The sequence below is a fragment of the Pseudomonas sp. PDM15 genome (assembly GCF_014851565.1).
GTDB lineage: Bacteria > Pseudomonadota > Gammaproteobacteria > Pseudomonadales > Pseudomonadaceae > Aquipseudomonas.
Window position 1 is genome coordinate 1 of record NZ_JACVAA010000006.1, and the last position, 22,379, is coordinate 22,379.

Annotated in this window: 21 protein-coding genes; 4 read left to right on the plus strand and 17 right to left on the minus strand. The window is 67.7% G+C overall.

All coding sequences use genetic code 11. The features are described from left to right. Positions 1 to 348: 348 nt before the first annotated feature. The gene (zwf, locus tag IB232_RS16640) at positions 349 to 1,776 is read right to left on the minus strand and encodes a glucose-6-phosphate dehydrogenase (protein ID WP_225592392.1); all 1,428 of its coding nucleotides are present in this window, start codon (positions 1,774 to 1,776) and stop codon (positions 349 to 351) included. A 179-nt stretch (positions 1,777 to 1,955) separates the two neighbouring features. On the opposite strand from zwf, the gene hexR reads away from it, so the two are divergent. The 3 genes from hexR to IB232_RS16655 all read left to right on the plus strand — a co-directional run bounded on the left by hexR (position 1,956) and on the right by IB232_RS16655 (position 4,224). Further along, on the plus strand, positions 1,956 to 2,822 hold the full coding sequence (gene hexR, locus IB232_RS16645; RefSeq protein WP_192399724.1) for a transcriptional regulator HexR: 867 nt from the start codon (positions 1,956 to 1,958) through the stop codon (positions 2,820 to 2,822). An 88-nt stretch (positions 2,823 to 2,910) separates the two neighbouring features. Beyond that, positions 2,911 to 3,111 (plus strand): PA3496 family putative envelope integrity protein, encoded by a 201-nt coding sequence (locus tag IB232_RS16650; protein ID WP_192399725.1) that lies wholly within the window; start codon positions 2,911 to 2,913, stop codon positions 3,109 to 3,111. A 105-nt stretch (positions 3,112 to 3,216) separates the two neighbouring features. Further along, on the plus strand, positions 3,217 to 4,224 hold the full coding sequence (locus IB232_RS16655; protein ID WP_192399726.1) for an Ldh family oxidoreductase: 1,008 nt from the start codon (positions 3,217 to 3,219) through the stop codon (positions 4,222 to 4,224). Between the two features lie 223 nt (positions 4,225 to 4,447). Here IB232_RS16655 and IB232_RS16660 read toward each other — a convergent pair whose 3' ends face one another. From IB232_RS16660 to IB232_RS16705, 10 genes are all read right to left on the minus strand, one after another. Then, positions 4,448 to 6,031, minus strand: a complete 1,584-nt coding sequence (locus tag IB232_RS16660; RefSeq protein ID WP_192399727.1) for an aldehyde dehydrogenase (NADP(+)) — start codon at positions 6,029 to 6,031, stop codon at positions 4,448 to 4,450. Positions 6,032 to 6,119: 88 nt separating this feature from the next. Continuing rightward, entirely contained in the window at positions 6,120 to 7,055 is a 936-nt protein-coding gene (locus IB232_RS16665) for a dihydrodipicolinate synthase family protein (protein WP_192399728.1), read from the minus strand. A gap of 144 nt (positions 7,056 to 7,199) precedes the next feature. Beyond that, positions 7,200 to 8,237, minus strand: coding sequence for a trans-3-hydroxy-L-proline dehydratase (locus IB232_RS16670; RefSeq protein WP_192399729.1), 1,038 nt, complete (start codon positions 8,235 to 8,237; stop codon positions 7,200 to 7,202). Between the two features lie 9 nt (positions 8,238 to 8,246). Further along, positions 8,247 to 8,969 (minus strand): amino acid ABC transporter ATP-binding protein, encoded by a 723-nt coding sequence (locus IB232_RS16675; protein ID WP_192399730.1) that lies wholly within the window; start codon positions 8,967 to 8,969, stop codon positions 8,247 to 8,249. Continuing rightward, positions 8,962 to 9,612 carry an amino acid ABC transporter permease gene (locus IB232_RS16680; RefSeq protein ID WP_192399731.1) on the minus strand — a complete coding sequence of 217 codons (651 nt, stop codon included), beginning with the start codon at positions 9,610 to 9,612 and terminating at the stop codon, positions 8,962 to 8,964. The genes IB232_RS16675 and IB232_RS16680 overlap by 8 nt, the downstream gene beginning before the upstream one ends. A 13-nt stretch (positions 9,613 to 9,625) precedes the next feature. Next, positions 9,626 to 10,291, minus strand: a complete 666-nt coding sequence (locus IB232_RS16685; RefSeq protein ID WP_137974509.1) for an amino acid ABC transporter permease — start codon at positions 10,289 to 10,291, stop codon at positions 9,626 to 9,628. Positions 10,292 to 10,294: 3 nt separating this feature from the next. After that, positions 10,295 to 12,067: an aconitase X gene (locus IB232_RS16690; RefSeq protein WP_412547742.1), complete on the minus strand. Its 1,773-nt coding sequence runs from the start codon at positions 12,065 to 12,067 to the stop codon at positions 10,295 to 10,297. 18 nt (positions 12,068 to 12,085) lie between these two features. After that, entirely contained in the window at positions 12,086 to 12,904 is an 819-nt protein-coding gene (locus IB232_RS16695; RefSeq protein ID WP_192399733.1) for a transporter substrate-binding domain-containing protein, read from the minus strand. A 300-nt stretch (positions 12,905 to 13,204) separates the two neighbouring features. After that, complete coding sequence (locus IB232_RS16700; protein ID WP_192399734.1) at positions 13,205 to 13,957, minus strand: AraC family transcriptional regulator; 753 nt, start codon at positions 13,955 to 13,957, stop codon at positions 13,205 to 13,207. Between the two features lie 91 nt (positions 13,958 to 14,048). Continuing rightward, complete coding sequence (locus IB232_RS16705; protein WP_225592377.1) at positions 14,049 to 16,235, minus strand: M14 family zinc carboxypeptidase; 2,187 nt, start codon at positions 16,233 to 16,235, stop codon at positions 14,049 to 14,051. Positions 16,236 to 16,506: 271 nt separating this feature from the next. Here IB232_RS16705 and IB232_RS16710 point away from each other — a divergent pair, with 271 nt between their 5' ends. Further along, on the plus strand, positions 16,507 to 16,950 hold the full coding sequence (locus tag IB232_RS16710; RefSeq protein WP_192399735.1) for a hypothetical protein: 444 nt from the start codon (positions 16,507 to 16,509) through the stop codon (positions 16,948 to 16,950). On the opposite strand, the gene IB232_RS16715 is transcribed toward IB232_RS16710, so the two are convergent. The 6 genes from IB232_RS16715 to IB232_RS16740 form a co-directional block, all read right to left on the minus strand. Beyond that, entirely contained in the window at positions 16,935 to 18,191 is a 1,257-nt protein-coding gene (locus IB232_RS16715; RefSeq protein WP_192399736.1) for an FAD/NAD(P)-binding oxidoreductase, read from the minus strand. The genes IB232_RS16710 and IB232_RS16715 overlap by 16 nt on opposite strands. After that, the gene (locus tag IB232_RS16720) at positions 18,188 to 18,424 is read right to left on the minus strand and encodes a (2Fe-2S)-binding protein (protein ID WP_192399737.1); all 237 of its coding nucleotides are present in this window, start codon (positions 18,422 to 18,424) and stop codon (positions 18,188 to 18,190) included. Before IB232_RS16720 ends, IB232_RS16715 begins: the two co-directional genes overlap by 4 nt. Next, the gene (locus tag IB232_RS16725) at positions 18,417 to 19,526 is read right to left on the minus strand and encodes an NAD(P)/FAD-dependent oxidoreductase (protein WP_192399738.1); all 1,110 of its coding nucleotides are present in this window, start codon (positions 19,524 to 19,526) and stop codon (positions 18,417 to 18,419) included. Before IB232_RS16725 ends, IB232_RS16720 begins: the two co-directional genes overlap by 8 nt. Further along, positions 19,523 to 20,458, minus strand: coding sequence for a 4-hydroxyproline epimerase (locus IB232_RS16730; protein WP_192399739.1), 936 nt, complete (start codon positions 20,456 to 20,458; stop codon positions 19,523 to 19,525). Before IB232_RS16730 ends, IB232_RS16725 begins: the two co-directional genes overlap by 4 nt. Before the next feature lie 100 nt (positions 20,459 to 20,558). After that, on the minus strand, positions 20,559 to 21,230 hold the full coding sequence (locus tag IB232_RS16735) for a GntR family transcriptional regulator (RefSeq protein ID WP_192399740.1): 672 nt from the start codon (positions 21,228 to 21,230) through the stop codon (positions 20,559 to 20,561). Positions 21,231 to 21,292: 62 nt separating this feature from the next. Beyond that, positions 21,293 to 22,234, minus strand: a complete 942-nt coding sequence (locus tag IB232_RS16740; protein ID WP_192399741.1) for a LysR family transcriptional regulator — start codon at positions 22,232 to 22,234, stop codon at positions 21,293 to 21,295. Positions 22,235 to 22,379 lie beyond the last annotated feature (145 nt).

The window sequence follows — 22,379 nt, forward strand, 5'->3', positions numbered from 1 at the left end:
GAAGGTTGTGCAATATCTGGCGCAGGTCTGTGCAGGGGCTTGCGCAGGGCGCCGGAGGCCCGTGAATCGGGTGCTGGGGCGGGGCTGACAAGGGGGCGGCGAGGCGAGTGTGCAAGGAGTTGCGCAGCGGCATGGCGTACTGCCTGCGGCGAGTACACCCTACGTGGAGATGCAGGAGCACATCCGAGTAGCTGAACGACCCTCACCCCGGCCTTCTGGGCTCGCCACCTCCCTGTGGCTCGGCCTATGGCCAGCTGACGCTGCCCACATCGGCTGTCCTGCCGATCTGTCCGGGGAGAGGGGGCGTTGGGCGGGAGAGTTCGCGTCAGGTGGAAGCGTCGATACCGTTCAGTCTTCCCACTCGCGCCCGGCCAGTTCCAGCAGGGTGTTGGCCTGCTCCGGGCCGTTGCTGCCGGCGGGGTAGGGGCGCGGGTCCTGGTAGTTGTCCTGCCAGCCCTTGAGGATCGGATCGACCCAATCCCAAGCCGCTTCCACTTCGTCCCTGCGCATAAACAGCGTCGAGTCGCCCTCGATCACGTCCAGCAGCAGGCGCTCGTAGGCGTCCCAGCGGCGCTTCTGCGGGAACACCTGGGCCAGGTTCAGGTCGAGCTCCATCGGTGTCAGGCGCATGCCCTTGCCCGGGCTCTTGCCCATCAGCTGCAGGGTGATGCGCTCCTCCGGCTGCAGGCTGATAACCAGGCGGTTGGCCTGGCTGCCGTCGAACAGGCGGTGCGGTACCGGCTTGAACTGGATGACGATCTCCGAGCGCTTCTTCGCCATGCGCTTGCCGGTGCGCAGGTAGAAGGGCACGCCGGCCCAGCGCCAGTTGTCGATCTCCGCCTGCAGGGCGACGAAGGTCTCGGTGTCGCTGTCGTTGTCGACGTGTTTCTCGAAGTAGTAGGCCGGCACTTCCTGGCCGCCGATCTTGCCGGCCACGTACTGGCCGCGCACGGTCTTGTCGTGCACGTCGAGGCCGGCAATGGGTTTGAGCGCCTCGAGGATCTTCACCTTCTCGTTGCGCACCGACTCGGCGTCGAAGCGCACCGGCGCTTCCATCGCTACCAGGCAGAGCAGCTGCAGCAGGTGGTTCTGCACCATGTCGCGCATGGCGCCGGCGTGGTCATAGTAGGCGCCGCGGTTTTCCACGCCGAGGGTCTCGTTGACGCTGATCTGCACGTGATCGATATGCCCGGCGCGCCAGATCGGCTCGAACAGCGCGTTGGCGAAGCGCAGTGCCATCAGGTTCTGCACCGTCTCCTTGCCCAGGTAGTGGTCTATACGGAATACCTGAGCCTCGCTGAACACCGCGCCGATGGCGGCGTTGATCTCCCGGGCGGACTCCAGCGAGTGGCCGATCGGCTTCTCCAGCACGATGCGCGTATCGCTGCCGGCCAGGCCGGCGAGGGCCAGGTTCTCGGCGATGGCCTCGAACAGGTCGGGGGCGGTGGCCAGGTAGTAGATGCGCCCGCGATTACAGGCACTGGCGCCGAGGAACTTGCCGAGACGGCCGAATTCGGCGGTATGCGTCAGATCCATGGTGAAGTAGTCGAGGCGCGCGGCGAAGGCCGCCCAGCTGTCGTTGTCGAAGTCGCTGCGCGCTACCTGGGCGCGGACCCGGCGCTCGGCCAGGGCCTGGTACTCGGCGCGGTTCAACACGTTGCGCGCCACCGCCAGGATGCGCATGTCCGGGCTCAGGCGGCCATCGCGATGCAGGTGGTAGAGCGCCGGCAGCAGCTTGTGCAGGGCCAGGTCGCCGGTACCGCCAAACACCAGCATGTCACAAGGGCTGTTCAACGAGAGGCCTCCGGCCGGTTTGCCTGTGCGGGTTGGGCGTTCATGTAGTATAACTACAAGATCACTACAGCCCCGATCATAACAGCCTGAGTGAAATCGCAGCGAGCCGGAGAATTGCCCGCCGACGCGGTTTCCATCGAGCCGACAACAGAGCCCTGCCCGTGAATCTTCTGCAGCATATCGCCCAGTCCCGTCACCTGCTCCGCAAGTCCGAACTGAAGGTCGCCGATCACGTCCTGCAGGACCCTTCCGCGGTGATGCACAGCTCCATGGCCGACCTGGCCCACGAGGTCGGCATCAGCGAGCCGACCATCGTGCGCTTCTGCCGTGCCATCGGCTGCAGCGGCTTCCAGGACCTCAAGCTGAAGCTGGCGCAGAGCCTGGCGGCGGGGGCCAGCTTCGGCCAGTTCTCGATCAGCGAGAACGACTCGGTGGCCGATTTCAGCATGAAGATCTTCGACACCACCCTGCACACCCTGATGGAGGTGCGCGAGCGCCTCGACCCGCGCGAGCTGGAGCGGGCCGTCAATGCCATCGCCAATGCTCAGCGCATTGAGTTCTACGGTTTCGGCGCCTCCGGTGCGGTGGCCGCCGATGCCCAGCACAAGTTCTTCCGCCTGCTGCTGACCGCCGCCGCGTATTCCGACCCGCATATGCAGGCGATGAGCGCGGTCACGCTGAAGCCCAGCGACGTGGCCATCTGCATCTCCCAATCCGGCCGCTCCAAGGACCTGCTGATCACCGCCAACCTGGTGCGCGAGTCCGGCGCCACGCTGATCACCCTGTGCCCGAGCCAGACCCCCCTGGCCGACCTGGCCACCGTCAACCTGGCCATCGACGTGCAGGAAGACACCGAGATCTACACCCCGCTGACCTCGCGCATCGCCCACCTGGTGGTGATCGACGTGCTGGCCATGGGCGTGGCCATGGCCCGCGGCCCGGACTTGGTCAACCACCTCAAGAGCGTCAAGCGCAGCCTGCGCAGCCTGCGTCTGTCGCCCAAGTCGGTACGCAGCGCGGAAGACTAACGTCACGCAAGCTTCATCGGCGCGCCGCCAAAGCGTCACGCCCAGGCAGGCATGCTGAGCTCCCGGTAAACGGACCAGGAGCGCCGCGATGAACCTGCATCTCGAAGAACCCGTCCACGACAGCAAGACCCGCCGCAAGCTGGAAGATCAGCGCCGCATGGCCTTCCGCCGTGCCATCGAGGAATACGCCGAGCAGCGTAGGCTGCAGCAGGAACTCGGCGGCTATCCCGATCTGCTCCCCGCCGATTTCCTGCCGATCACGCGCAGCCCGCAACGCCACGCGGCTTGAGCCCTATGCGTGGTGTGCCGAATTCGGCATGCCGCGCGTGCAAAGCGATCAAGCCTCGGCGTCGGCGACAGGCCACTGTAACGGGCAGACTGCCAGGAGCCTGTTATGACCCGATTGACCCTGACCGAGGCCCATGAGCTGGCCGCCGATATCCTGCGCCACGCCGGTTTCAGCGAGGCCTTCGTGCAGGCCATCGCCGCCACCGTGACCGCCGGCGAGCGCGATGGCTGCACCTCACACGGCCTGTGGCGCCTGCTCGGCATCGTGCGCACGCTCAAGTCCGGCAAGGCGGTGGCCGACGCCGAGCCCGAGGTGATCGACCAGGCGCCGTCGCTGGTACGGGTCGACGCCCATGGCGGCTTCTCCCAATTGGCTTTCGACGCCGGCCTGTCGCTGCTGGCCGACAAGGCCCGGCGCAATGGCATCGCCGCCATGGCCATCAACCGCTGCGTGCATTTCTCCGCGCTGTGGGCGGAGATGGAGGCGATCACCGAGCTGGGCCTGGTGGCGCTGGCCTGCAACCCGACCCAGGCCTACGTGGCGCCGGCCGGTGGCAGCCGCCCACTGTTCGGCACCAATCCCATCGCCTTCGGCTGGCCGCGAGTTGGCGGCCACCCCTTCGTCTTCGATTTCGCCACCAGCGCGGTGGCCCGTGGCGAGATCGAACTGCACCGCCGCTCCGGTGCGCCGCTGCCGGCCGGCTGGGGTGTGGACCGCAGCGGCCAGCCGAGCAGCGAGGCCGCCGAAGTGCTCGACCACGGCGCCATGCTGACCTTCGGCGGGCACAAGGGCTCGGCCCTGTCGGCGATGATCGAGCTGATCGCCGGGCCGTTGATCGGCGACCTGACCAGCCTCGAATCCGGCGCCTTCGACGAGGGCGTGAATGCCCTGCCGTACCATGGCGAACTGATCATCGCCCTCGACCCGCAACGCTTTCTCGGCGAGCAGGCCGACCAGCACCTGGCCCGCGCCGAGGCGTTGTTCGAGGCAATCCAGGGCCAGGGCGCGCGGCTGCCTTCGCAGCGCCGCTACGAGGCGCGGGCGAAGAGCCTGGTGGAGGGCGTGGAGATCAACGACGGCCTGTACCGCGATCTGCAGGCGCTGCTGGCCTAGGGCGCCGCTTGACGTCGCGCCTAGCCCGGATGCAATCCGGGAGGCAGGCGACTCTAGTCCCGGATTGCATCCAGGCTACAGGTCTGGCAGTTCCGCGTTGCCTGAAACACACCCCAGCCCTCTCTCGGAGGGAGAGGGGCCTGTCCCCGTAGGCAAAAAAAGCCCCGGCGAACCGGGGCTGAGGGAGAGAACCGCTGGTGTCTGAGCCGACACAAGTTGTGTTTCAGGCCAGCGATTCCCGCGTGGTAATGCCGTCGACCAGCCGGGCCAGGCCCAGCGGGTTGGCGTTTTTCAGGGCGTCCGGCAGCAGCGCGTCCGGGCAGTTCTGGTAGCACACCGGGCGCAGGAAGCGCTCGATCGCCAGGCTGCCGACCGAGGTGCCGCGGGCATCCGAGGTGGCCGGGTAGGGGCCGCCATGGACCATGGCGTCGCACACTTCCACGCCGGTCGGATAACCGTTGAACAGCACCCGGCCGACCTTCTGCTCCAGCAACGGCAGCAGATCGCCGTGGGCCTCCAGGTCCGCCGGCTCGGCGGTCAGGGTGGCGGTCAGCTGGCCGCGCAGGCCTTGCAGGGCGCGGATCAGCTCGGCCTTGTCGGCGACTTCCACCACCACGGTGACCGGGCCGAACACCTCTTCCTGCAGCAGCTCGTCGCCGTTGAGCAGTAGCGAGACATCGGCCTGGAACAGTTGCGGGCGGGCCTGACGGCCTTCCTGCGCCTGGCCGGCCAGGTGCTTGATGCGCGGGTGGGTGTGCAGCGCAGCCAGGCCCCGTTCGTAGCTGCTCAGGGTGCCGGCATTGAGCATGGTCTGCGCCGGGCGCTGGCCGATCTCGGCGATCAGGCTGGCGACGAACAGGCTGAAGGCCGGCGAGGCGATGCCGATGACCAGGCCGGGATTGGTGCAGAACTGACCGCAGCCCTGCACCACCGAGTCGGCCAGTTCGCGGGCGATCTTCTCGCCGCGGGCGGCGAGGGCGGCGGGCAGCATCAGCACCGGGTTGATCGAGCTCATCTCGGCGAATACCGGGATGGGATGCGGGCGCGCGGCGGCCATGTCGCACAGGGCGCGGCCACCCTTCAGCGAGCCGGTGAAGCCGACCGCCTGGATCGCCGGGTGCTTGACCAGCCACTCGCCGACCCCGCCGCCGTAGACCATGTTGAACACACCGGCCGGCATGCCGGTGGCCTCGGCGGCGCGGATTATCGCCTGGGCCACCAGCTCGGCGGTGGCCATGTGGCCGCTGTGGGCCTTGAACACCACCGGGCAGCCGGCGGCCAGCGCCGCCGCGGTGTCACCACCGGCGGTGGAGAAGGCCAGCGGGAAGTTGCTGGCGCCGAACACGGCCACCGGGCCGACGCCGGTGCGGTACTGGCGCAGGTCCGGACGCGGCAGCGGCTGGCGTTCGGGCAGCGCTCGGTCGATGCGCGCGCCGAGGAAGTCGCCGCGGCGCAGCACCTTGGCGAACAGGCGCATCTGCCCGCTGGTACGGCCGCGCTCGCCCTGGATGCGCGCGGCCGGCAGGGCGGTCTCGCGGCACACCAGCTGGACGAAGTCGTCGCCGAGGGCGTCGATCTGCTCGGCGATGGCGTCGAGGAACTGGGCGCGTCGCTCCGGGCTCAGGGCGCGGTAGGCCGGGTAGGCGGCTTCGGCGGCGCGGGCGGCTGCATCCACCTCGGCCTCGGTGGCCTGGTGGAAGCGGTAGGGCAGCGCCTCGCCGGTAGTGGCGTCGAGGCTGTGCAGGATGACCTCACCGGCGGCACTGCGGCGGCCGGCGATGAAGTTGTGGCCGATGGTGGCGGGCATGGTTAGCTCCTGTCGGGGGCCTATGAGATCAGCGTTGCCATTGCGGATCGGCCGGATGCCCTGGAAGCATCCGGCCGCAGCACGGCGATCAGGCGGCCGACCAGTTGGCGTACCACTGGCGGAACAGCTTGTACTGGGTCTCGGCGTAGTTGCGCTGGGCGTCGCTGAGCACGTCGGTCTCGTTGAAGTGCAGGGCGTATTCCTGGTCGCCGTTGAGCACCATCAGGTACTTGTAGTAGAGGACCAGGTCGCAGCCCTCGTCGAAGGACGACAGCACGTTGAGCGCCTCGGACAGCTCTAGCGCTCGGCGGCGGGCCACGGCGTCGCCCTTGGCGGCCTGCTTGCTCAGTTCGACCAGCTGCAGCACTTCGCGCGGCAGGGCGTTACCGATACCGGTGATGGCGCCGGTCGCGCCGCAATTGACGAAGCCATGCACCACCTGGGTATCGACACCGGCCATGAGGATCACCTGGTCATCCTGCGAGGTAATGTGCTCGGCGGCGTAGCGCATGTCGGCGGCGCCGCCGAATTCCTTGAAGCCGATCAGGTTGGGGTACTGGCGGCGCAGCTTGAAGAACAGCTCGGCGCGGGTGGCGAAGCCGTAGTACGGGCTGTTGTAGATCACCGCCGGCAGCTTCGGCGCCGCCTCGAGAATGGCGGCGAAGTGCGCTTCCTGGGCGGCCGGCGAGGCTCCACGGGACAGCACGCGGGGGATGACCATCAGGCCATGGGCGCCGACCTTGGCCGCGTGGGCGGCGTGGGACACCGCTTCGCGGCTGTTCACCGCACCGGTGCCGACGATGGTCGGGATGCCGGCGGCGACCAGGCGCGCCACCCCTTCCTGGCGCTCGGCCTCGGTGAGCAGCGGCCAGTCGCCCATGGATCCGCAGTAGACCACCGCGCTCATGCCGGCCTGGATCAGCTCGCGGCCCTTGCGCACCAGGGCGTCGAAGTCCGGCTTGCGCTCGGCGGTGCAGGGCGTCATCAGGGCGGGGATGGTGCCGGTGAAGATGTTGCTGCTCATGCTGTTTGCCTCCTGGGGCAGAGTCAAAGTATTTCGTATACGAAAGCAAAGGGTCGTTCTACACCCTTGTTTCCATGGGGTTGGGCCTGGGCCCGGTTCAGTGCGCCGGCGAAGCGGCGGGTTTCAAAATCCAAAAAACGGCTGTTACAGCTTCAGCTCGACCGGCCAGGTATCGGATAGCCGATAGCCCTGTGGCCACGGGTCGCTCGGGTCGAGCAGGTGCTGGTGGGTACCGGTGATCCAGGCCCGGCCGGACAGGCAGGGATAGATGGCCGGGCGTCCGGCGACTTCGGTCAGCGAGTCGATGCGGCAGTGGAATTCGGAGCCGATGATCGAGCGGCCGATGAAGCGTTCGCCGTCCTGCATCTGGCCCTTGGCGTGCAGCACCGCCATGCGCGCCGAGCAACCGGTGCCGCAGGGCGAGCGGTCGATCTTGCCGGGACGGATCACCACTGCGTTGGCGGCGGTCAGCACGCCATCGATGCGTTCCACCGGCGCGGCGATCTGGCAGAACGAGATGTGCGCCCAGTCCTTGTTCAGCGGATGCACGAAGCCGAGCTGCTCGTTGGCTGCGCGGGTGATCTTCAGGCCGGCGGCAACCAGGTCGGCGGCCTCGTCGGCAGTCAGCGAGAAACCCAGGGCACGGGCATCGGCGATGACGAAGCTGTCGCCGCCATAGGCAGTGTCGACCTTGAGGCTGCCGAGGCCTTCGACTTCGATCATGGCGTCCAGCCTGTCGGCGAAGGACGGCACGTTCTTCACCTCCACCCGCTGCACCTTGCCGTCGCGGCACTGGGCCACGGCCTCGATCAGGCCGCCCGGCGCCTCCAGCACCAGGCGGGTCTCTGGCTCGGTCATCGGCAGGATGCCGCTGTCGAGCAGCACGGTGGACACGCACAGCGAGTTGGAGCCGGACATGGGCGGCGTGTCGGCCGGCTCCATGATGATCCAGGCCATCTGCGCCCGCGGGTCCTTGGCCGGCACCAGCAGGTTGACGTGGCGGAACACGCCGCCGCGCGGCTCGTTCAATACGAAGTTGCGCAGCTCCTGGTCGCGGGCGATCCAGCGCGACTGTTCCCAGAGGGTGGCGCCCGGCGGCGGCGCGACGCCGCCGACGATGACGTCACCGACCTCGCCCTCGGCGTGGCAGCTGACCACATGGATGACCTTGCTCGAACGCATTGCTTCCCCCTACAGGACCGACTTCAGGAAGTCCGCGGTCTCCGGCTTCTGCGGGTTGCCGATGACCTGGTCGGGCGAGCCGATCTCGTGCACCAGACCGTTGCGGAAGAACGCCACGCGGTCGGACACATCGCGGGCGAAGCGGATTTCGTGGGTGACCAGGATCATGGTCATGCCCTCTTCGGCGAGCAGGCGCATGGTGTCCAGCACCTCGCCCACCAGCTGCGGGTCGAGGGCGCTGGTGGCCTCGTCGAACAGCATGTAGTCCGGGCTCATGGCCAGCGCGCGGGCAATCGCCATGCGCTGCTGCTGGCCGCCGGAAAGCTTGCTGGGGAACACCTTGAGCTTGTCGCCCAGGCCGACGTGGGTGAGCTGCTTCACCGCCAGGGCCTCGGCCTCTTCCTTGCTCTTGCCGAGCACCTTGCGCGGCGCCAGCATCACGTTCTCCAGTACGGTCAGGTGCGGGAAAGCATTCCACTGCTGGAACACGATGCCGATCTTCTGCCGCAGCTTGTTCAGGTCGGTGCCCGGTGCGTGCACCTCGGTGCCGTCGACGCGGATGCTGCCCTTCTGGATCGGCTCCAGGCCGTTGATGCACATCAGCAGGGTCGACTTGCCGGAGCCGGAGCCGCCGATGATCGACACCACCTCGCCCTTGTTCACCGTCAGGCTGACACCCTTGATGACTTCCAGGTCGCCGAAGGACTTGTAGACGTTGTCGATCTCAATCATTTTCCTGCCACCTTTTTTCCAGCCGGGCGCCCAGACGGGCCACCACCAGGCTCATGACGTAGTAGATGAGGCCGGCGATGCACAGCACCAGCAGCGGCTCCTGAATACGGGTAACGATGGTCTGCGAGGCGCGCAGCAACTCGACGATGCCGATCCACATGACCAGCGCGGTGTCCTTCATCACCGACAGCACCAGATTGAGCCAGCCGGGGAAGGCCACGCGGGTGGCGATCGGCAGCACGATGTGGCGCAGGTCCTGCCAGTAGCTCATGCCCAGCGAGCGCGAGGCACGGCGCAGGTTCGCCGGCACGGCGAGCACGCCGCTGCGCACGATCTCGGTGCAGAACGAGGCGGCGTACACGCCGAGCACGATGCAGCCGACGGCGAAGGCGCTGATGTCGAGGCCGGCGATGCTCTTCAGTGCGTTGAACAGGACGAACTGGATCAGCAGCGGCACGCTGCGGAACACGTCCAGTATCCAGGCCAGCGGCAGGGTGGCGCGGGGCAGGGTGGCACGCAGCAGGCCGAACAGCACGCCGGCGAGGGTGCCGATCAGCATGGCGCCGACGGTCAGTTCCAGGGTGACCCAGGCGCCCTTGAGCAGGTACAGCAGGTCGTTGGAGGTGAGACTGGTTTCGAACATGCGCAGTCCTCCCTCAGTAGCGGAACAGGCGCCAGGCCATCAGGCGTGCGACGAGCACGATGGTCTTGGCGATCAGGTAATAGAGCACCGCCGCCAGGGCGAAGTACTCGAAGGTGCGGAAGGTCTTCACATTGAAGTCCTGGGTGACCCCGGTCAGGTCATTGTTCAGCCCGACTATCACGCCCAGCGAGGTCATCAGCACGGCCCAGACCATCTGGTTGGACAGCGGGTAGAAGACGATGCGCAGCAGCTGCGGAATGATGATCATCCGGTAGGCCTGGAAGGCGCTCATGCCCAGCGAGCGCGCCGCTCGCATCTGCGTGTCGGGCACCGCCTTGAGGCCGCCGCGGAAGTTCTCCGCCAGGTAGCCGGCGTTGTTGAAGGTGATCCCGGCCAGCAGGGCGACCCACGAGCTGACGTGCAGGCCGAAGCTGCCGAGGCCGAAGTAGAGGATGTAGATCTGGAACAGCGACGGGGTGTTGCGGGCGATGGACACCCAGGTGTTGGCGAAATGCCGGGGCACCGGGTGCTGCATCTGCCGCATTACCGTCAGCAGCAGGGCGATCAGGGTGCCTAGGAGCATCGACAGGGCTGCCGTCTCCAGGGTGACCCAGGCGCCTGCCAGCATGTCCGGCAAGGCCTTGAACGCCGAGCGCCAGTGGAAGGTGTAATCGAACATCGATCAGCGATTTCCTTGTGGGTGATGGCCCAGCCAGGCCGGGAGCTGTCCTTGGTTGTGCCCGGTGCAGGCGGCCTCGACGCAGGCGGCGAGGTTGCCGAAGTGCACGTGCCGGCCGACCAGGCCGGGGGCGTAGTGGGCGTACTTGCCCGAGTTGGTCATCAGGGTGCGGCTGCCCGGCGGTACGACCGGCTCGCCGAGCATGCACCAGCAGGTGTCGGTTACCAGGCGCGCACCGAATCCTTCCAGCGTAGCCACGTGCCCGGCCTGCACCGCCCGCTCGTGCACGGCGCGGCCGCAGGTCACCACCAGGGCGGTGTCCGGGTGCTTGCTACGACCGGCACAGAGCTCGGCCAGGGCCGCTAGCTCGCTGCTGGAGAAGTGCGGGTTGCCCAGGGCCACCAGCTCGACCCGCGGCGACTCGGCGCTGTTGAGCTCCCACCAGCTGTCCAGCAGCTCGGCGATCGTGACCCGCAGGTGCTTGGCCGGTGCCTTGCCGCCGAGGGCGCTGGCCACGTCCGGGGCCTCCGGGGTGATGCTGGCGATATGGAACATGGGCGCCGCCGAGGTGGTGGCGAAGGCGGCGCCGAAGGCCTTGAGCGCGTCGCTGTCGGCGGCGCTGTGCTCCAGCCCGCAGAGCAGCGGGATGTCGCTGCCGGCCAGCAGGCCGACGTGGTAGCCGAGCAGCGGCCAGAAGCTGTCGTCCGGGTGTTGCGGCGTTTCCACCTCGATCAGCAGGCTGGCGTGGCGGCCCTCGTCCAGGTGGCTGCCGCTGAGCGGCGCGCGCCCGGTGAGGGCGATGCAGATGTCCAGGTAGTCCGGGTACTTGAGGGTACGGGCGCCGAGTACGCTGTTGGCGTAGACCACGGCGTTGGACTCGGCCCAGACGATCTGCTCGCCGGCCTTGGGCGCGCTGTCCAGCAGGTAGGGCGCGCAGGTGTAGCTGAGCGCCGCGCCCATGGCCATGTATACCTCGCCCAGGGCGCTGGCCGGCTCGCCGAACGCCGGGTCGATGCCCAGGGCGCGCCACTGGCGCTGGTCCACCGAGATCGAGTTGAGCGTGGTCGGCACGCAGACCTTGGCATCCCAGTCCAGCAGCTGCTGGGCGAAGCGCAGGCAGGCCGGACCGGTGTAGATGCAGCCGTCGATGTGCGCCTGGGTCACGTCGAGCAGTTCGCGGGCGCCCTGCAGCTCGGCCATGCGCAGCACCAGCTGCATCGCCACCTGGGCCGCCTTGCCGTGTTCGCCGGCCAAGATGGCGCGGTCGCGTTCGCTCAGGGCGATTCCGCTTGGCTGCACATCGCCATGGGCAATCGGTTCGGCGCGCCAGCTGTCCTGCGGCGTGCTGGCGTACAGCTGCAGGCGTTCGCCGTCGACACGGGCGATGGCGCCAGCGTGGCCTGCCAGCTCGGCGAAGGCCGCGTGGCCGATGCACAGCACCGGCAGCTGGACGTCGAAGACATGCTCGGCGACCAGGGCGCCGAGGGTCAGAATCTCGTCGGGCTCGGCCAGCACCAGCGCAGCCGGTGCCGGACCGTTGAGGATCAGTTCCAGCAGGACGCTGCTACCGGTGCAGGAGCCGCGTCCGCTGGGTATGGCCAGCACACGCCCGGCCAGGGATTGCCCGCTCAGCGGATGGTGTCTATCGATCACCTCGCCGCTGAACGGGTCGACGCCGCCCCAGAAGCTCAGGCCCAGGTCGGCATACAGCAGAGGCCCCTGGCCCCTGCCATTGACCAGACTGCGGCCGTCGATACTGACTGCGGACATCGTCATCTCTCCGGGCGCGCCTGATCAGTAGTACACGCCAGGCACGGTCAGGTTGGCCGGCTTGATCTCGTCGCCGACCCACTTCTTCCACAGCTCGTCGTAGCGGCCGTTACGCACCTGCTGGTTGACGAACAGGTTGAGGTAGTTGAGCAGGCCGTACTCGCTGCGCTTGGCCGCCAGGGACACGTAGTCGACCACGTAGGGCGCGTCACCGGCGACCTTGAGGCCCTTGTACTTGCCGGACTTGAGGGTGGCGGCGGCCACGGTGTTGGTCACCACGGTGGCGTCGATATGGCCCTGGGCCACGGCGAGGATGGTGTCGTTCTGCGACTGGTAGGCGCGGAAGCTGCCTTCACCCCAGGCCTTCTGGTCTTTCTCCAGGGCGATGGCCTCGTAGGTGCCGCTGGTGTTGCCCAGCTTCTTGCCCTTGAGGTCGGCGTAGCTGTTCACGCCAGCGTCTTCGCGGGTCAGCACGACCATCTGGAAGGCGAAGTAGGGCACGGTCATGCCCACGGTCTTGGCGCGCTCCAGGGTGTCGGACGTGGAGGCGACAATGATGTCGGCACGGCCGGAGACCAGGGCCGGGATGCGATCGGGGAAGGGTGTTTCGACCACTTCCGGTTCCACGCCGAGGACCTTGGCCAGATCGGCGCAGTAGTCCACGTCGAAGCCCGCCGGGTTGTTGTCGGCGTCGCGGAAGCCCATGGGCGGGAAGTCCAGGGTCACGGCGCAGCGCAGTTTGCCGGACTCGATGATGTCGTCGAGCTTGTCGGCCTGGGCGGTCACGGCCAGGGAGGAGGTCAGTACGGTGCTGAGGGCAAGAGCGAGAGTCTTACGGTTCATGTGCAGCCTCGTGTGTCTGAAGGAATTGGCAGTTGGATCTGGGTATCTTGAATTTCGTATACGATATTTGATTAGCAAGGGCTGTGCCGGATCGTCCGTGGCAGACCCGAAAAACCGCCAGCCCGCGCCGCATCGGCTCGGGCGGCCCTATGCAGCGGTGGCGGAAAGACTAGCCGGGCGTTTTCGTGACCGCTTGGTGTTACATAAGGAAGCATGGCTACCCACGCACGCCCCCAAACGGAACACGCCGGGTAGCGATTGGGTTGCACCTATCGCTACCGTCGCGGCGCGCGGCAGTTATCAGGGGTTGCGATGGGAGTCGCGGTACTGGCTGGGGGAGAGGCCGGTGAGGGCCTTGAACTGGCGGCTGAAGGCGCTGTGGTCGGTGTAGCCGCAGCGCAGGGCGATCTCGGTGATCGGCAGTTCGCCGAGCAGTAGCTGCGAGGCCGCACCCAGGCGCGCCTTGTGGATCATCTGTCGCGGGGTGAGCTGGAAGATGCGCTTGCAGTGACGCTCCAGTTGCGCCACCGAGAGCCCGGCGATGGCGGTCAGCTCGGCCAGGCTGAGGGGCTGGGCATAGTGCCGGCGGATGTGCTCGTCCACCGCCGCCAGCTTCTGGTAGGCCGGGTGCGCGGCCTGGGCCGCCGGCAGGTCGCAGGAAATGCCGGCCATGCCGATGACGCGACCCTCGGCGTTGCGCAGGGCAAGCTTGTGGGTCAGGCACCAGCCGGGCTGGCGGCCGGGATAGAGGTGCAGCTCCAGCTGATCTTCGAGGCCGTTGCCGGTATCCAGCACCTGCAGGTCCTGGGCGGTGTACAGCGAGCCGAAGCGCGCGGGGAAGACTTCCTCGGCGGTGCGCCCGAGCAGTTCGTGCTTGCTGGCGAAGCCGCAGCGGGTGGCCAGGGTCTGGTTGACCAGCACGTAGCGCGCCTGCGGATCCTTGATGAAGAACACCACGCCGGGCATGGCATCCAGCAGCGGGGCGACGGCGCTCAGGCTGGCGAGCAGGGTGGGCAGATCGGCGGGGGTGGGTTGCGGCAGCAGGTCGAGCATGGGGATCGGGCACTGGCCTGGAAGGCGCCCATTCTGCGCAGCGGTGGGCGGTGGGGACAAGCGGCCCGCCCGTAGGCGGGCCGCGCATGCGTTACGGCAGACGCACGCTGTAGTCCTCCACTTCGCCGTAGTTGAAGCTACCGCAGGGCACGGGTGCCGTGTTGTAGCGCATGGCGATGCGCAGGCGCGTCTTGCCTGCCGGGGCGCTGGCCGGGATGGTCAGGTTGCCAGTGGCTACGGTGCTCAGGGCGCGACCGGAGCTGTACACCTCTTCACCAGCGTCGAGGAAGTCGCCGTCCTTGTTCAGGTCGACCCAGGCCTTCCAGTACTCGGCATAAGCGCGGCCGGAGAACTGCGGGGTCAGACGCAGGCTGTTGGCGCCGCGCTGCAGGTCGATCACCTGGGCGGTGAAGTCGCTGTAGTTGCTGGCGCCGGAGCTGCGGCTGAAGGTGCCGACCTGGACCTGGCCGATCCACTCGGAAGCGGAGTTGCCACTGGCGGCGCTGCAGTAGGTGGGCTGCGGCGTGCCTTCGCCGATCACCAGGAAGCTGGAGCTGACCGCGCCCCAGCTGCCGCCGGCGTCACGGGCGCGCACATAGACGAGGTGCTTGCCGGTGGCCAGGCCGGTGGTGTCCAGCGTGCCGGTCAGGTTCTCGGTCTTGGCGTTGAACGCACCGTCCAGCGGTTGCAGAACGACGGGCGTGGCACCAGCTTCCCAGGGCGCCTTGCCGATGTAGTACTCGGCGGCCGCGATGTTCTGCGTCGCCTCGGTACCGTTGGCGGTGCTGAAGCGCAGGTCACTGGTGCTGGCCGACAAGGTCACCGGCGTACCGGCGGGCACTCCCGTGGTGGCAGCGCCACCACTCAGCACGACGCTGGCCACGTCCGGCCCCGCCGGGGTGATGTATGGCGTGCGCACTACCTTGGCGGCGTAGATCAGCGCCGGCAGGTTCTTCGGCTTCACCGTGTTCTGGTACACGGCGCAGGTCTGGAAGAACTGGGTGCCCAGCTCGAAGGTGTAGGCGGCCACGCCCAGTTCGCCGTAGCTGATGCCGTCGCTGGTGCCGTCGGTGGGATACAGGCCGACCGACTGCTGCGGGGTGTAGCCGTTGAAGAAGGCGAACTTGCGGCCCAGGGTCTGCAGCGCCGTGCCGTTGGGCGCGGCCTGGCTGGTGTCGCCCCAGGGCCAGAGCACCAGTTCGCTGTAGCTGTGGATGTCCAGGTGGATGCCGCTGGTGGTGCTCGGCGCCGCGTCGCCGCGGTTGGGGCCGCGGCGGTCCGGCCAGATGCTCCGCGCGTAGGCTTCCAGGGCCTGCACTTCCGGCTCGGAGCCGGCGCTGGGGCCGCGATAGGTCTCGTTGCACTGGGCACCGCTGGAGCCCTGGCCGTTGGTGCTGTTCCAGCCGAAGGTGAAGTTGCGGTTGAGGTCGGCGCCGCGGGTGTTGCTGTTCGGCCCGCAGTAGTTCTGGTTGGTGTTCTTGCGCCAGGAAAGCCCCGTCTCGGCTTTCTTGCGGCCGTCCGGGTTGGTCTGCAGCAGCAGGTGCACTTCGTGGTGATCGAGGATCCAGGTGGCGTCCGGGTCCACCCCGTAGCCGTCCACCAGCCAGCGGGCGAAGGCCAGCACCAGCGGCGCGGTGGTGTACTCGCGGGCATGGATGGCGCTATTGATCAGCAGCTTGGGCTTGTCGCCGGGCTTGTTCTGGTTGGTCAGCTTGAGCACGCCGATGTCGTAGCCGCCCAGGCCCTGGGTCTTTTCCCAGGACTGGCCGACGGTCAGCCACTGCGCCAGTTGCGGGTGCGTGCTGGCCATACCGGCGGCGGCCGCGTAGGTCTCTTCCACCGTCTCGTAGCAGGCATAGCCGGGGATGCTGGCGATGCCTGCATCGGCGGTCGCCGCGCTGGTGCTCAGGCTGCGCTGCTGCAGGCGTTGCTGGATCTTGCCGAGGATCTGGTTGCGCTTGGCGATGAAGTCGTCAGCCACCTGGAAGGTGAAGCCGAACGCGGCCAGCTTCTCCTGTTCTTCGGCGGTCAGCTCCATGATCAGGTAGCCCTGCTCATAGTGCGATTCGAGCAATTGACCGTGGAAGCTGATGGCGGCCTTGCGGGCGATATCCAGATTGGGGAAGAACGCCTTGTACACCTGGTTGGCGGCCTTCTCCTGTTCCAGCAGGAGGAAGTCTTCCTGGGCCTGGACCTCGGTGTTGGCCTGAGCGTTTTGCAGCATGCAAAGGGTGGCGATGCCCGCGCCGATGGCGAGCGTGAGGTTCCGCTTTATCATTCTTGCTGTTCCTGTCCATGTAGTAGGGGCGCCCGCTCGATAAGCGGGCACGGTTCCGATGGCGGTCTTGTGGACCGCAGCGGATACGGCGAACGCTCTGGTGCCGACTGCACGGGCTGGGATCCTTTCCTGGCGTGGCGTCGGGAGGTGGCCGGTCTGGCAGCAAGAGTCAAAGAAACCTAGAAGTCACTGGCGGGTCTGTCAATTTGTCGGATGATGGCCGCGTGATGCGTACAGATTCGCGGCAAATGGCCACTAAAGGAGCGATTTCATGAGGCAATTCAGTGCACTGTTTGTAGCTCTGCCGCTGCTCGCCAGCCTGGGCTGCAGTGCCGGGCCGGCGCCGGGCGATGGTGCTGAAGCCAGGGAATGGGCGCAGCTACGCCAGCAGCGCGGACATTTCGATGGCGCGGCCTGGAACAAGGATCTGGATGCCTGGCAGGGGCGCAAGCACCAGTTGATGCAGGGCCTGGCCGAACGCCTGATTGCGGAAAAACCGGACGAGGCAGGCGTGCGCGCGCTGATGGGCGAGCCCGATGTGCAAGTGACCGCTGATGGCGCCGAGTACGCCGACTGGCTGCGCCGCACCGATTGGCGTGGCGAGCCGGGTGAGAGGCTGTGGAGCTACCAGTGGCGTGGCAACCACGACCAGTTGCTGGTGAGCTTCGACGGCGAGCGGGTCAGCGCCGTCGGTTGGCTCTACGCCTGGGAATGAGGCTCGCCACGCAATTCCAGCAAGGTCTCGATGCGCGCCGGACTGAACGGCGGGCGTGGCGCCGTCGGCTGCCAGCCGAACAGAGCCTGGGCGGCACCGCCGCAGACCCGGCCCTGGCAGGCGCCCATGCCGCAGCGGCTGGCCATCTTGGCCTGGCTCCAGCCGTGGTGATCGGCCACAGCGGATAGCGGCACGTCTTCGCAGCGGCAGATCAGGGTGTCCGGCCTGGCCAGCTGCTTCACCTCGTCACGCAAGGCAAAGGCGGTATTCAATGCCGTGGCAAAGCCCTGCCAGCGCTGGCGCTGCGGCCACAGGTGCTGCGCCGCGTCGCGCTCGCCCACTGCCGCGTGGCCGGCGATGGCGCCTTCCACCAGGGCCTTTTCGCTACCACCGAAACCGGTGCTCTCACCGGCGGCATAGACGCTATCCAGGCTGGTGGTTTGCCAGGCATCGACGGCGATGGCGTTGTTGTCGATGCGGCAGCCCAACGCCTGGCCCAGCTGCAGATTGGGAATCAGGCCGAAGCCACAGGCCAGCCGTTCGCAGGCGACTTCGCGGATCTGTCCACCGACGCTCAGGCGCACCGCTTCCAGCCGACCATCGCCCAAGGCTTCGACGACATGGCTGCTCGCTCGATAGCCGGGGTGGAACAGGCCGAACGATTGCAGCAGCTTGTGCGGCCAGCGTGGCAGTTGCGCGGCAAAGCCGGCCACGGCGGACCAGCTGGCCTGCTCGGCGATATGCAGCACCGTCGCGCCGTCGTCCTTCGCGGTGGCGGCGCTGGCCAGCAGCAGCGGGCCACTGCCGGCGATGACGATGCGCTTGCCAGCCACCGGCATGCCGCCCTTGATCAGCGCCTGCAGGCCGCCGGCGCCGGTGACGCCGGGCAGGGTCCAGCCGGGGAAGGGCAGCAGCAGCTCGCGGGCGCCGGAGCACAGAATCAGTTTGTCGTACTCGATCACCCGGCCCTGCTCGGGATCTTCCACCAGCAGCGCCTTGGGCCCGGCCAGGGCGACCACGCGGGTGGCCGGCAGCAGCTCTATGTTGGCCTGGGCTTCCAGGCGTTGGCGATGCTCGCGGGCCAGCGCGGGCAGGTGTGCCTGCGGGCCGTCGCGCCAGATTTGCCCGCCGGCGGCGGGGTTGTCGTCGAGCACGGCGATCCGTGCACCGCTCGGTGCGGCGGCCAGGGCGGCGGCCATGCCGGCGGGGCCGGCGCCGATGATGAGGATGTCCACCTTCATGGCCGGCTCTCCACCTTCATACCGTCGCGGCACAGGGTCTGGCAGGCCAGGCGGCGCTGACCGTCGATGGTCACCCGGCATTCCTGGCAGATGCCCATGCCGCACACCGGTGCGCGGCGCTGGCCGCTGACCGAGGTGCGGCTGGTGCCGTCGCCACCGAGCATCAGCGCGGCCGCCACCGTGGTACCGGGGGCCACCTGCAGCGGGCGGCCGTCGAGAATCAGTTCAGGCATGCGCGCATACTCCAGGGAAGCGCTGCGGCAGATAGGGTTCCGCCGCCAGTGGCGCGGTCTCGCCGAGCAACTGGGCGACCAGCAGGTCGGCGCTGCCCGGTGCGGTGGTGACGCCCAGGCCCTCGTGGCCGACCGCCAGCCACAGGCCGGGGCGCTGTGGGTGTTCGCCGAGCAGCGGCAGGCCGTCCGGGCTGGCGGCGCGGAAGCCGGTCCAGGCACGGATGCCGTTGAGCCGGGCCAGGCCCGGCATGTAGTCGACGGCGCGTTGCAGCATCTTCGCCAGCATCCACGGCTCGACTTCCGGATCGCTGGTGCCGAACTGCCGCGATGCGCCGATGAACAGCTGGCCGGTCGGCCGCGGCTGGATATTGGCGGCGGTCGACGGGCCGGTGGCGTTGTGTGCGCTGGTCACGTAGCCGAGTTCCACCAGGGTATGGCTGATGCGCCCGGGGTAGCGGTCGGTGATCAGCAGGTGGCCCTTCTTCGGCTCGATCGGTAGTTCCTGGCATAGCTCGGTGACATGGGCGCCGCCGGCCAGGATCACCGCCTGGGCGCTGAGCCAGGCGCCGTCCTGCAGGCGGACGCGGTTACCGTCGATCTCCGTCACATGAGCCTGGCGCTGCTCGATCAGCGGGTGGTCGAGCAGCCAGCGCGCCGCGTTGGGCGCGTAGAGAATACCGTCGCCGATCACCCGCAGGCCGCCGTGCAGCCCTTCGCGCAGTTCCGGTTCGGCGTTGCGCAGGGCGTCGGCGCCGAGCAACTGGCAGTCCAGGCCATGCTCGCGCAGCACCTGGTACTTGGCCTCGGCCACCGCCATCTCCTCGGCGTTGGCGGCCAGCCACAGGGTGCCGTTCTGCCGGTAGGCGCAGTCGTCCGGCATATCGTGGGCCCAGTCGCGCCAGCGCTGCACCGAGTATTGGCTGAGCGCCAGCTCCGCCGGGTTGTCGTCGAGCACGATCAGGTGGCCCATGCCGGCGGCGGTGGCGGCGCGCAGGCCAGCATCCAGCACCAGCACGCGCTGGCCGCGCCTGGCCAGCTCATGGGCGCAGGCGGCGCCGACTATGCCGGCGCCGATGACGATGACGTCGGCGCCATCGCTCACAGGCGAATGCCCCAGGCGAACGGGTCGTCCGCCTCGATCAGCAGGGTGGCCTCGGCGCTGATATGCGCGCGGCCGCGAATGGTGGGGATGATGCGACCACCATCGGTGTTCTCGTAGCTGCCCTCGAACTGGCTGCCGATCACACTCGCCTGGCGCCACAGCTGGCCCGGCTGCAGCTTGCCGTCCGCCGCCAGGCACGCCAGCTTGGCGCTGGTGCCGGTGCCGCAGGGCGAGCGGTCGTAGGCCTTGCCGGGGCAGAGCACGAAGTTGCGGCTGTCGGCCTCTGCGTCATCGGCGAACAGCTCGATATGGTCGATCAGGCCGCCGTCTTCGCCACGGATGCCCTGGTCCTCCAGGGCCTGCTGCACGGCCACCGAGTAGGCGGTGAGGGCGTCCAGGTTGTCGCCGACCACTCGCAGGCCATGATCGCTGATCAGGAAGAACCAGTTGCCGCCCCAGGCGATATCGCCTGTCGCGCGGCCGTAGCCTGGAACATCGAGCGTCACCGCCTTGCGATAGCGGTAGGCCGGCACGTTGCGCACGCTCACCGAGCGGTCGCCGTGCAGGGTCGCCTCGACGGTGCCGACCGGCGTCTCGATCTTGTGCACGCCCGGGCCGATGCGACCCAGGTGCGCCAGGGAGACCACCAGGCCGATGGTGCCGTGGCCGCACATGCCGAGGTAGCCGGTGTTGTTGAAAAAGATCACTCCGGCACAGGCGCTGGGATCGACCGGCTCGCACAGCAGGGCGCCGACCAGCACATCGCTGCCGCGCGGCTCCAGCACGCTGGCGGCGCGCCACTGGTCGAAGCGCTCGGAAAGCAGCTGGCGGCGCTCGGCCATACTGCCGCGCCCTAGATCGGGAAAGCCTTCGAGAACCAGGCGAGTCGGTTCGCCGCCGGTGTGCGAGTCGAGTACACGGATACGTTGCATGCAGGCCCCTGCCGCTGAATGGTTTCGGCAAGGGTGCCGCCGGAACGAGGTCGGCGGCTTGAGCCATTTCCGTCGACGCTATGACGAAATCGGCACAGCCTCAGATGCGATTGGGCAGGTGCTCGTAGAGCGTCTGGCACACGCCGTTGATGTGCTCCTCGATCAGCCGGGCGGCGGTCTCGGCGTCGCCGGCGCGGCAGGCGGCGATGATTTCGCGGTGCTCGTGGTCGGCGCGGTCTTTGCCCTCGGACAGGCTCATCTGCATGCGCAGGTAGCGCTCCAGCTTGTCGTGGATCGAGCGGATCAGGTTGACCAGGAACGGCCGCTGCGCCGGCTCGTAGAGGCAGGCGTGCAGCTGCCAGTTGAGCTCGGCCCAGCGGCCGACGTCTTCCTCGCCGAGGAAGGCCTCGCAGATGCGTTCGGCGGCGGCGAAGGTGGCCTCGCTCATGTTCGGCACCGCCAGGCGGATGGCGCGCATTTCCAGCAGCACGCGCACTTCGAACATCTGCGCCATCTCCGGCTCGGAGATGCGCGTGACCACCGCGCCCTTGTTGCGCTGGAACAGCACCAGACCCTCGGCTTCCAGGCGCTTGAGCGCCTCGCGCACGGGGATCTTGCTGACGTTGAACAGCTGGGCGATGTCGTCCTGACGGATCGGCTCGTCCTCGGCGAAATGCCCGGAGATGATCGCGTCGCGCAGGTGCTTGGCGATAACCTCGGATGCGGCGGGCGCTATTCCCAGGTTGGGGGCATTGAAGCGAGGTAGGGGCACGGCGCATCACCGAGTCGGCTGGTTGGTGCGAATATCATATACGAAATCCCTGGATTGCCAGTTCAACCTGCTCGGCTGAAACGCTGCTCCAGCGCCGCGATCTGCGCGCGCTCGTTGCGGATGAAGTCGCGGAAGGCCTGGGCCACCGGCGACAGGCGCTTGCCCCGTACATGCACCACGCACCAGCTGCGCTGCAGCGGCAACTCTTCCACCGGCAGTTCGCGCAGCAAACCCTGGGCCAGCTCCAGGCGCACGGCATGTCGCGGCAGCAGGGCCAGGCCGAGGCCGGCGATCACCGCTTCCGCCTGGGTCTCGCTGGAGCCGACTTCGAGGGTCTGGGCGAAGTGGGCGCGCTTCTGGTGACAGTATTCCTCACAGGCGCGACGAGTGCCCGAGCCGATCTCGCGGACCAGCAGCGGGAAGGCGGTAAGGTCGCCCAGGCGCAGCTTCTCCCGCTCGCACAGCGGATGGCTCGGCGGCGCTACAGCGACTATGGGGTTGTTGAGGAAGGGGAAGAAATCCAGCGCCTGGTCGCCGGGCGGCTGCGACATGATCAGCAGGTCGTCGCGACTCACCGACAGGCGCCGTACCGCCTGGGCGTGGTTGACCACCGCCAGCTGCAGGCTGACTTCCGGGTGCTGCTCGCGGAAGGCCGCGAAGAGATGCGGCACCAGGTACTTGGCGCTGGACTCCACGGCCAGGTTGAGCTGGCCCTGCAGCGAGCCCTGCAGGTCGGAGAGCTGCATGTCCAGCGCCTCCAGGCGGCCGAACACGTCCTCGCTGGCGCGTAGCAGGGCTTCGGCGGCCGGTGTCAGGTAGAGCTTCTTGGCGATGTAGTCGAACAGCGGCTGGCCGACCAGCTCTTCCAGCTGGCGAATTTGTAGGCTCACGGCCGGCTGGGTTAGCGCCATTTCCTCGGCGGCGCGGCTGTAGGAAAGGCTTTCGCACACTGCGCGGAAAATCTGCAGCTGGCGAAAAGTCATTCGCATCAATGACTTGCGCATTTTTAGGAGTTCGCGGAAGGCCTTGGTTGGCTCAACTATAAGTCTTTGCTAATGGTCATCCCAACAATTATTGATTTTGGGTAATTCATCGGCGGCGCTAGCTTATGAAGCAAGACCGCCGTGGGCTGTGCGGTCACCCGTCGAC

Excerpts from the sequence above, each read along its gene's own strand:
- IB232_RS16685 (WP_137974509.1), bottom strand. The coding sequence starts at position 10,291 with ATGTTCGATTACACCTTCCACTGGCGCTCGGCGTTCAAGGCCTTGCCG.
- IB232_RS16660 (WP_192399727.1), bottom strand. The coding sequence starts at position 6,031 with ATGCCCGCCACCATCGGCCACAACTTCATCGCCGGCCGCCGCAGTGCC.
- IB232_RS16680 (WP_192399731.1), bottom strand. The coding sequence starts at position 9,612 with ATGTTCGAAACCAGTCTCACCTCCAACGACCTGCTGTACCTGCTCAAG.
- zwf (WP_225592392.1), bottom strand. The coding sequence starts at position 1,776 with ATGCTGGTGTTTGGCGGTACCGGCGACCTGGCCCTGCACAAGCTGCTG.
- IB232_RS16705 (WP_225592377.1), bottom strand. The coding sequence starts at position 16,235 with ATGATAAAGCGGAACCTCACGCTCGCCATCGGCGCGGGCATCGCCACC.
- IB232_RS16710 (WP_192399735.1), top strand. The coding sequence starts at position 16,507 with ATGAGGCAATTCAGTGCACTGTTTGTAGCTCTGCCGCTGCTCGCCAGC.
- IB232_RS16730 (WP_192399739.1), bottom strand. The coding sequence starts at position 20,458 with ATGCAACGTATCCGTGTACTCGACTCGCACACCGGCGGCGAACCGACT.
- IB232_RS16665 (WP_192399728.1), bottom strand. The coding sequence starts at position 7,055 with ATGAGCAGCAACATCTTCACCGGCACCATCCCCGCCCTGATGACGCCC.
- IB232_RS16695 (WP_192399733.1), bottom strand. The coding sequence starts at position 12,904 with ATGAACCGTAAGACTCTCGCTCTTGCCCTCAGCACCGTACTGACCTCC.
- IB232_RS16670 (WP_192399729.1), bottom strand. The coding sequence starts at position 8,237 with ATGCGTTCGAGCAAGGTCATCCATGTGGTCAGCTGCCACGCCGAGGGC.
- IB232_RS16700 (WP_192399734.1), bottom strand. The coding sequence starts at position 13,957 with ATGCTCGACCTGCTGCCGCAACCCACCCCCGCCGATCTGCCCACCCTG.
- IB232_RS16675 (WP_192399730.1), bottom strand. The coding sequence starts at position 8,969 with ATGATTGAGATCGACAACGTCTACAAGTCCTTCGGCGACCTGGAAGTC.
- IB232_RS16720 (WP_192399737.1), bottom strand. The coding sequence starts at position 18,424 with ATGCCTGAACTGATTCTCGACGGCCGCCCGCTGCAGGTGGCCCCCGGT.
- IB232_RS16655 (WP_192399726.1), top strand. The coding sequence starts at position 3,217 with ATGACCCGATTGACCCTGACCGAGGCCCATGAGCTGGCCGCCGATATC.
- IB232_RS16715 (WP_192399736.1), bottom strand. The coding sequence starts at position 18,191 with ATGAAGGTGGACATCCTCATCATCGGCGCCGGCCCCGCCGGCATGGCC.
- IB232_RS16740 (WP_192399741.1), bottom strand. The coding sequence starts at position 22,234 with ATGCGCAAGTCATTGATGCGAATGACTTTTCGCCAGCTGCAGATTTTC.
- IB232_RS16650 (WP_192399725.1), top strand. The coding sequence starts at position 2,911 with ATGAACCTGCATCTCGAAGAACCCGTCCACGACAGCAAGACCCGCCGC.
- IB232_RS16690 (WP_412547742.1), bottom strand. The coding sequence starts at position 12,067 with ATGACGATGTCCGCAGTCAGTATCGACGGCCGCAGTCTGGTCAATGGC.